Annotated in this window: 6 protein-coding genes; 5 read left to right on the top strand and 1 reads right to left on the bottom strand. The window is 70.8% G+C overall.

Annotated elements, in window-relative coordinates:
* The 3 genes from ACK5KK_RS09585 to ACK5KK_RS09575 form a co-directional block, all read left to right on the top strand.
* Window positions 1–751 (top strand): DsbA family protein (locus ACK5KK_RS09585; RefSeq protein ID WP_416889859.1); only part of this gene is annotated, 751 nt, incomplete at its 5' end.
* A 4-nt stretch (window positions 752–755) separates the two neighbouring features.
* Window positions 756–1,586 (top strand): cytochrome c biogenesis CcdA family protein, encoded by an 831-nt coding sequence (locus ACK5KK_RS09580; protein ID WP_416889858.1) that lies wholly within the window; start codon window positions 756–758, stop codon window positions 1,584–1,586.
* 31 nt (window positions 1,587–1,617) lie between these two features.
* The gene (locus tag ACK5KK_RS09575) at window positions 1,618–2,514 is read left to right on the top strand and encodes a LysR substrate-binding domain-containing protein (RefSeq protein ID WP_416889857.1); all 897 of its coding nucleotides are present in this window, start codon (window positions 1,618–1,620) and stop codon (window positions 2,512–2,514) included.
* On the opposite strand, the gene ACK5KK_RS09570 is transcribed toward ACK5KK_RS09575, so the two are convergent.
* On the bottom strand, window positions 2,498–3,706 hold the full coding sequence (locus ACK5KK_RS09570) for a CaiB/BaiF CoA transferase family protein (protein WP_416889856.1): 1,209 nt from the start codon (window positions 3,704–3,706) through the stop codon (window positions 2,498–2,500). The two genes, ACK5KK_RS09575 and ACK5KK_RS09570, sit on opposite strands and share 17 nt — an antisense overlap.
* Window positions 3,707–3,909: 203 nt before the next feature.
* On the opposite strand from ACK5KK_RS09570, the gene ACK5KK_RS09565 reads away from it, so the two are divergent.
* Together ACK5KK_RS09565 and ACK5KK_RS09560 are read left to right on the top strand one after the other, a co-directional pair.
* Window positions 3,910–5,052, top strand: a complete 1,143-nt coding sequence (locus ACK5KK_RS09565; RefSeq protein WP_416889860.1) for an acyl-CoA dehydrogenase family protein — start codon at window positions 3,910–3,912, stop codon at window positions 5,050–5,052.
* Between the two features lie 36 nt (window positions 5,053–5,088).
* A complete protein-coding gene (locus ACK5KK_RS09560) occupies window positions 5,089–7,284 on the top strand; it encodes an ATP-dependent DNA ligase (RefSeq protein WP_416889855.1) in 2,196 nt (731 codons plus the stop codon).
* Window positions 7,285–7,473 lie beyond the last annotated feature (189 nt).

Here is a 7,473-nt window from a genome sequence, read left to right as displayed (position 1 = left end):
CCTGGACGGCATGGGGGAGAGCACCGCACCTGCACGTCCCACGGCCCTGCGACGTCGGCTACTGGTCGTCGCCGCGGTCGTCGTGGTGTTCATCGCGCTGGTCATCGTGGCGCAGCTCATCCCGCAGTCCCCGACGGTGTCGGCGCCGGCATCGACGGCGAACCCCACCGCGACCACCGAGGCACAACCCGCGACCGAGTTGCCGATCGTCCGTCGCCAAGAGGGCGACCCGGCCGCCGTGGGCGCCGTCGATGCCCCGGTCGTCCTCGTGATGTGGACCGACATGCGCTGCCCGTTCTGCGCCGTGTTCAGCCGCGAGACCCTGCCCGCCCTCACCCAGGAGTACATCGACTCCGGGCAGGTGCGCCTCGAGGTGCACACCGTCGCCTTCTTCGGTGAGCAGTCGGCGGATGCCGCCGTCGCGGCGCTCGCGGCAGGCGACCAGGGCCGCTACTTCGAGTTCTTGCACACCGTGTACGACGCGGCGCCCGACGACGCCCGCGCCGAGCTGCCGCGTGACGTCCTCATCGCGTTCGCAGAGCAGGCCGGCGTCCCCGACATCGCCCGCTTCACCGCGGCCCTCGACGAACCCGCCCTGATGCAGTCGGTGCAGGCGACCACCGCCACCGCGCAGCAGATCGGGGTCGGCAGCGTACCGTTCTTCGTCGTCGGCGAAACGGCGCTGGCGGGAGCGCAGCCCGTGGATGTGTTCCGCAGCTTCCTCGACTCCGCCCTCCCCGGCGCCGGCTGATCCGGTGTTCGATCTCGGCCTGCTCGGCGCCTTCCTCGGCGGGGTATTCACGCTGCTCAGCCCGTGCTCGGTCATGCTGCTGCCGGCGTTCTTCTCGTACGCCTTCGCGTCACCCGGGGCGCTCATCCAGCGCACCGGGGTGTTCTACCTCGGCCTCATCACGACCCTCGTTCCGATGGGGGTGCTGGCGGGCACCCTCGGCGCATTCGTGCAACTGCACCGCACCGAGTTCGTGACCGTCGCCGCATGGATCGTGATCGTCGCCGGTGCCGTGCTCCTGGTCGGCATCCCCATCCCCGGACTGTCCCGCTCACGGGGCGCCAACGGCACCTCGATCGCCGCCGTCTACGCCCTCGGCAACGTGTACGGGTTGGCCGGAGTGTGTGCCGGCCCGCTGCTGGGCGCCGTGCTCACCTACGCCGCCGTCGGCGGCAGCGCCGCGTACGGCGGCATCCTGCTGTTCGTCTTCGCCGCGGGCATGGCGGTGCCGCTGCTGCTGCTGGCGTTGCTGTGGGGGCGGATGCCGTTCGTGCGGCGCCTCGTTCGCCCACGCGAGCTCGTCATCGGCAGGTGGCGCAACGCCTGGACCTCGATCGTGGGAGGTCTTGCCACCATCGCGGTCGGCGTGCTGCTGCTGGCCACCGAGGGCACCGCCACCGTCGGCGGCATCCTGGGCGCGACCGACCAGTTCCGGCTGGAGTCGTGGGTCATACAGGTCTCGGCCGGCGTGCCGGACTGGGTCGTGGTCGCAGCGGTCGGGGTTCTCGTGGCGGCGGTCGCGGTCGCCACCGCGCTCGTGCGACGACGCCGCCGCGCCCGCGTACCAGTGGAGTGAGCGCTCGGCGCGCCCTCTACAGTGGGCAGTCATGGAGGTCTCTCAAGCCCGGGGCTTTCTCGCCGTCGCAGAGGAACTGCACTTCGGGCGCGCGGCGGAGCGGCTGCACACGGCCCAGTCCGCGCTCAGCCGACTCATCCAGCAGCTGGAAGCCGACCTCGGTGCGCCGCTGTTCGAGCGCACGACCCGCAGCGTCGCGCTGACCCCGCAGGGTGAGGCGCTGGTCGAACCGGCTCGCGAGCTGGTGGCGCTCGCCGAGCGCAGCCACGAGATCGTGCGGCGGGCGGCGGCGGGCGAGACCGGACGACTGCGCGTCGGGTTCGCGGGGGCGTCGGTGCACCATCTCGTCGCCGAGCTCGCGCGCGGTCTGCGGCGGGAACGCCCGGGACTGGTCGTCGACCTGCAGAGCGCACAGTTCTCGCATCCGGGTCTGGAGCGGCTGCGCGAGGGCACCCTCGACGTGCTCATCGGGCGGTGGGACTTCCTGCCCGACGGTGTGGACTCGCTCGTGATCTCGCGCGAGCGGCTGCTGGTCGCCCTCCCGAGTGCGCACCGGCTCGCCCGGCGTCGACAGCTCGCGGCGGCCGACGTGGCGAACGAACCCTGGATCGTGCTGCCCGGCGGCAGCGGCGCGACACTGTCGAACCGGCTGCAACTGCTCGGCATGCGGGGCCGCTTCGTTCCGCGCGTCGTGCAGACGGTCCCCGACTCGGCGACCGAGCTGCTGCTGGTTGAGGCCGGCGTCGGACTCGCGTTGACACTGTCGGGCGTGCGCGACAACCACCCCGCCGGGGCGGTCACCTTCCTGCCGCTCGCCGCGGACCTGGGCGCCGTGGAGGTTCGTCTGGCCTGGAACGGCCGGTCCGCCTCGCCCGCGGTCACCGCGGCGATCGACACCGCACGGCGGCTGTTCACCGCGGCGTCGTGACCCTTCCGCGCTCACCGGCCGCCAGCCACGCACGCACCCGATCACCGTCGGCGTCCAGGCGCGGGGGCGCCTGCGAGTAGTCGACGTGCGACCGGGAGTAGCGGATCGGATGCCGCACCGTCGGGATGCGCCGCTTCCCCGACCCCGCCTGCACCACCGGGTCGAGGCCGAGCCGCTCGGCCAGGCGCAGCCCGGCGTCGATGCCCTGGATCGGCCCGCACGGCACCTGCGCGGCGCGCAACAGCTCGAACCACTGGTCGGCGGTGCGGGTTCGCAGCCGATCGGCCAGCAGCGGCCGCAGGTCGGCGCGGTGGCGATTGCGTCCAGCCATCGCCATGAACCGCGGGTCGCCCGCCAGTTCCGGCAGCCCGAGCGCCTCACACAGCCGCGCGAACTGGGCATCGTTGCCGACCGCGATGACGAGGTCGCGGTCGGCGGTCGGGAACGGCTCGTACGGGTACACACTCGGGTGGGCGTTGCCCATCCGGGTGGGGACGGCGCCTCCTGCCACGACGGCGGACGCCTGGTTGACCAGACCCGAGAGGACCGACGAGAGCAGGTTCACCTCGATGTGCTCGCCGTGTCCCGTCGCCGACCGCGCGTGGAGGGCGGCGAGGATGCCGGTGGCCGCGTGCAGCCCGGTGATCACGTCGACCACGGCGACGCCGACCTTGGTGGGGTCGCCGTCGGCCGGCCCGGTGAGGTCCATCAGGCCCGAGACGGCCTGCACGAGCAGGTCGTACCCCGGCAGGTCGGCGCCCGCTTCCGTGCCGAATCCCGTGATCGAGGCGTAGACCAGGTCGGGATGCCGTGCGGCGAGGGTGTCGTAGTCCAGGCCGAACCGGTCCAGCCGCCCGGGCGCGAAGTTCTCGACCAGAACGTCGGCGCGGGCGATGATCTCCCGGGCGGTGCGCAGCTGTGCGGGATCGGCGAAGTCGAGGGCGATGGAGTACTTGCCGCGGTTCGCGGACAGGAAGTAGGTGGCCTCTCCGTCGCGGACCGGCGGCATCCAGGTGCGGGTGTCGTCGCCGCGCGGACTTTCGACCTTGATCACGAGGGCGCCCATGTCGGCCAGCAGCATCGTGGCGTAGGGGCCGGCGAGCACACGGCTGAGATCGGCGATCACGACGCCGGCGAGCGGGCCGTCACTCTCACGGGGGAACAGTGCGTCCGGGCGGGTGGGTGCGATCATGCGGCCAGTCTGACCCGGCGCGCACGGGTCGCTGGGAATGATGCGATTTCAGCATGGATACAGTGGCCGTATCGCACCAAAGCGCAATAGCTGCGGCCCAGCGGCCACAATGAGTCGTGACCCCCGGAGCGCCGGGACAGATGTGAGGAGTCACCGTGACCGGACCGGCAACACCGCGGGACCTGCGTGACGCGAGCGACCTGATGAACATCGATGCGGACTTCACCGATGCCGAACGTGAGGTGCGCGCGACCGTGCGGGAGTTCGTCGACCGCAGCATCCGCCCGAACATCGCGCGATGGTACGACGACGCGGTGTTCCCCGTCGAGCTCGTGCCCGAGATGGCCGCCCTCGGGCTGCTGGGCATGCACCTGCACGGCCACGGCTGCGCGGGGCGCTCGGCGGTCGAGTACGGGCTGGCGATGCAGGAGCTCGAAGCGGGGGACTCCGGCATCCGCACCTTCGTGTCGGTGCAGGGCTCGCTCGCGATGTCGGCCATCTCGAAGCACGGCTCCGAGGAGCAGAAGCAGCGGTGGCTGCCGCGGATGGCCGCGGGCGAGGTGATCGGGTGCTTCGGTCTCACCGAACCGGACGCGGGCTCCGACCCGTCGAGCATGACGACCACGGCACGGCAAGACGGCGACGAGTGGGTGCTCGACGGCGCCAAACGGTGGATCGGCCTGGCCTCCATCGCGCAGATCGCGGTGATCTGGGCGATGACCGCCGACGGGGTACGCGGGTTTCTGGTGCCGACCGACACGCCGGGGTTCCGGGTGACCCCCATCGCGCCGAAGCTCTCGATGAGGGCGTCGATCCAGTGCGACATCGATTTCGACGGCATCCGCCTGCCCCACGATGCCGTCTTGCCGGGAGCCGTGGGCCTCGGCGGCCCGTTCTCGTGTCTGAACGAGGCCCGCTACGGCATCGCGTGGGGTGCGGTGGGCGCGGCGCGCGACAGCTTCGACCAGGCGCTCGGCTACGCGCAGCAGCGCACCCCGTTCGGCAGGCCGCTCGCGTCGTTCCAGCTCACGCAGCTCAAGCTCGTGAACTGGGCGCTCGAGATCCAGAAGGCGCAGTTGCTCGCGCTGCGCCTGGGGAGGCTGAAGGATGCCGGGCGGCTGGAGCACCACATGATCTCGGTCGCCAAGCTCAACAACACCCGCGTCGCGATCGAGATCGCCCGCGAGGCGCGCGCCGTGCTGGGGGGCAACGGCATCACACTGGACTACTCGCCGCTGCGTCACGCGAACAACCTCGAGTCGGTGCGCACCTATGAGGGCACCGACGAAGTGCACACGCTGATCCTCGGTGAGAAGATCACCGGGCACGCCGCCTTCCGCGGCTGACCGTCTGGACGACGCACGAGCGGGTAGTCTCCAGCCATGACCGTGATGGAGTTCGAAACGCTCGACGGACAGACGCGGCAGGTCACGCTCAGCTCGCCGGACCGCCCGATGTGGCCGGCAGACGCGTCGTCCGGTGGGGCGCCGATCACGAAGCTCGAGCTCGCCGAGTACCTGGTCAGCGTCGCGGACGGCGCGCTGCGCGCCATCGGTGACCGGCCCGTCACGCTGCAGCGGTTCCCGGCGGGGGTGGGCGGGGAGGAGTTCTTCTCCAAGCGGCCTCCCGCCGGCGCTCCTGCGTGGTTGCGCCGGGTGACCTGCACCTATCCCAGCCGACGACGTCACGATCAGCTCGTCATCGACGACGCCGCGGGGCTGGCGTGGATGGCCCAGATGGGGACCGTCACCTACCACCCGTGGCCCGTGCGCACCGCCGACCTCGACAATCCCGACGAGCTGCGCATCGACCTCGACCCGCAGCCGGGGCGAGATTTCGTCGACTCCGTCGAAGCCGCGTTCGCGTTGAAGGAGCTGCTCGAAGAACTCGGCCAGGTGCCGTTCGTCAAGACCAGCGGCAACCGTGGTGTGCACGTGTTCTGCCGGATCGCCCCCGACCACGAGTTCCTCGACGTCCGCCACGGTGTGATCGGCATCGCCCGTGAGCTGGAGCGCCGCCTGCCCGACCTGGTCACCGCGTCGTGGTGGAAGGAGGAACGTGGCCAGCGGGTCTTCGTCGACTTCAACCAGTCCTGTCGCGACCGCACCCTGGCCGGGGCCTATTCGCCACGCCCGCTGCCCGGCGCGCCGGTGTCGTTCCCGGTGACGTGGGACGAACTGCGCGACTGCCGGCCCGGGGATTTCACCATCCGCACCGTCGCCGGCATCATCGCCGACCGCGGCGATGCGTGGGCGGGCATCGACGAGCACGTCGGCACCCTCGAGGCGGCGCTGGCGCTGTGGGATGAGCAGGTCGCGGGCGGTCAGGGGGAACTGAATTTTCCCCCCGACTACCCCAAGATGCCGGGCGAGCCGCCGCGGGTGCCGCCCTCGAAGCGTCGCGGTGACCGCGACGACGCCGACTACCTCGTTCCCAAGGCCGAACGCGACGCCCACTGGGGCACCCCGATCGTGCCGCCGTTCGGGCCGATGCTCGCGCGCCCCGTGAAAAACTTCCCCACCGGTGACGTGTGGTTCGAGCCCAAGTGGGACGGCTTCCGGTCGCTGATCTGGCGCTCCGGCGACCAGGTCGAGATTGGTTCGCGCAACGAACGGCCGATGACCCGGTACTTTCCGGAGCTCGTCGAGGCGATCATCGCGAACTTCCCCGACCGATCCGTGATCGACGGCGAGATCGTCCTGATCGACCCTGCGCGTGGCGATCGGCTGAACTTCGAGCTGCTGCAGCAGCGTATCCACCCCGCCGCCAGCCGGGTCACCAAACTCGCGGCGCAGACTCCAGCGAGCTTCGTCGCCTTCGACCTGCTGGCCCACGGGTCGACGAACTGGACGGAGCGGCCGTATGCCGAGCGTCGGGCCGAGCTGGAGAAGCTGTTCGCCGACGTGGCGGCGCCGATCCATCTGACGCCCGCGACGAAGGACCGTGACGAGGCGCGGCGCTGGTTCGAGCAGTTCGAGGGCGCGGGTCTGGATGGGGTGATGGCCAAGCCGTCGGATCTGCTGTATGTCGAGGACAAGCGGGCGATGTACAAGATCAAGCACGAACGCACCGCCGATTGTGTCGTGGCCGGGTACCGCACCCACGCCTCCGGTGACGACAGGATCGGTTCGCTGCTGTTGGGGCTCTACTCCGACGACGGCGCCCTGCAGTCGGTCGGGGTGATCGGGGCGTTCAGCATGCAGCGGCGCCAGGAGCTGTTCGCCGAACTGCAGCCGCTGGTGACGACGTTCGAGGGGCATCCGTGGGCGTGGGCCGGCGGGGACGATGCTGGGGAGCCACCCGCCGATCGCACCCCAGACAACCGGGATCAGAGCTTTCCGCGCACCCCCACCTCGTCTGCGTTCTCGCGCTGGAACGCCAAGAAGGATCTGTCGTTCACTCCGTTGCGCCCCGAGCGGGTGGTAGAGGTGCGCTACGACCACATGGAGGGACTGCGCTTCCGGCACACCGCCCAGTTCACTCGGTGGCGTGACGACAAGGACCCTCGCGACTGCACTTACGCGCAGCTGGAGGAACCGGTGTCGTACGACCTCGACGACGTGCTGGCCGCCCGATGACCTGGCACGTCGTGGCCTCGACGGGCAGGACGTCGGGTCAGGTCCCTTCCGCGTCGGTGGGTGTGGGGGGTGCGGCGCGGGGTGTGGGGGTGGGGGTTGCCCAGTCGGGGAGTTGTGCGCAGGCGGTGGAGATGGTGAGGGTGAGGGTGCCGGGGTGGGTGTCGGGGTCGGGTTCGGTGATGGTGACGA

Source organism: Microbacterium sp. (assembly GCF_047972865.1).
Taxonomy (GTDB): Bacteria; Actinomycetota; Actinomycetes; order Actinomycetales; family Microbacteriaceae; genus Microbacterium.
Note: the sequence above shows the minus strand (reverse complement) of the source record. Positions and strands in the feature narration are given on the sequence as shown.

What these genes read in the sequence shown, in the direction of transcription:
- ACK5KK_RS09560 (WP_416889855.1), top strand. Translation starts at nt 5,089, where the DNA reads ATGACCGTGATGGAGTTCGAAACGCTCGACGGACAGACGCGGCAGGTC.
- ACK5KK_RS09570 (WP_416889856.1), bottom strand. Translation starts at nt 3,706, where the DNA reads ATGATCGCACCCACCCGCCCGGACGCACTGTTCCCCCGTGAGAGTGAC.
- ACK5KK_RS09575 (WP_416889857.1), top strand. Translation starts at nt 1,618, where the DNA reads ATGGAGGTCTCTCAAGCCCGGGGCTTTCTCGCCGTCGCAGAGGAACTG.
- ACK5KK_RS09565 (WP_416889860.1), top strand. Translation starts at nt 3,910, where the DNA reads ATGAACATCGATGCGGACTTCACCGATGCCGAACGTGAGGTGCGCGCG.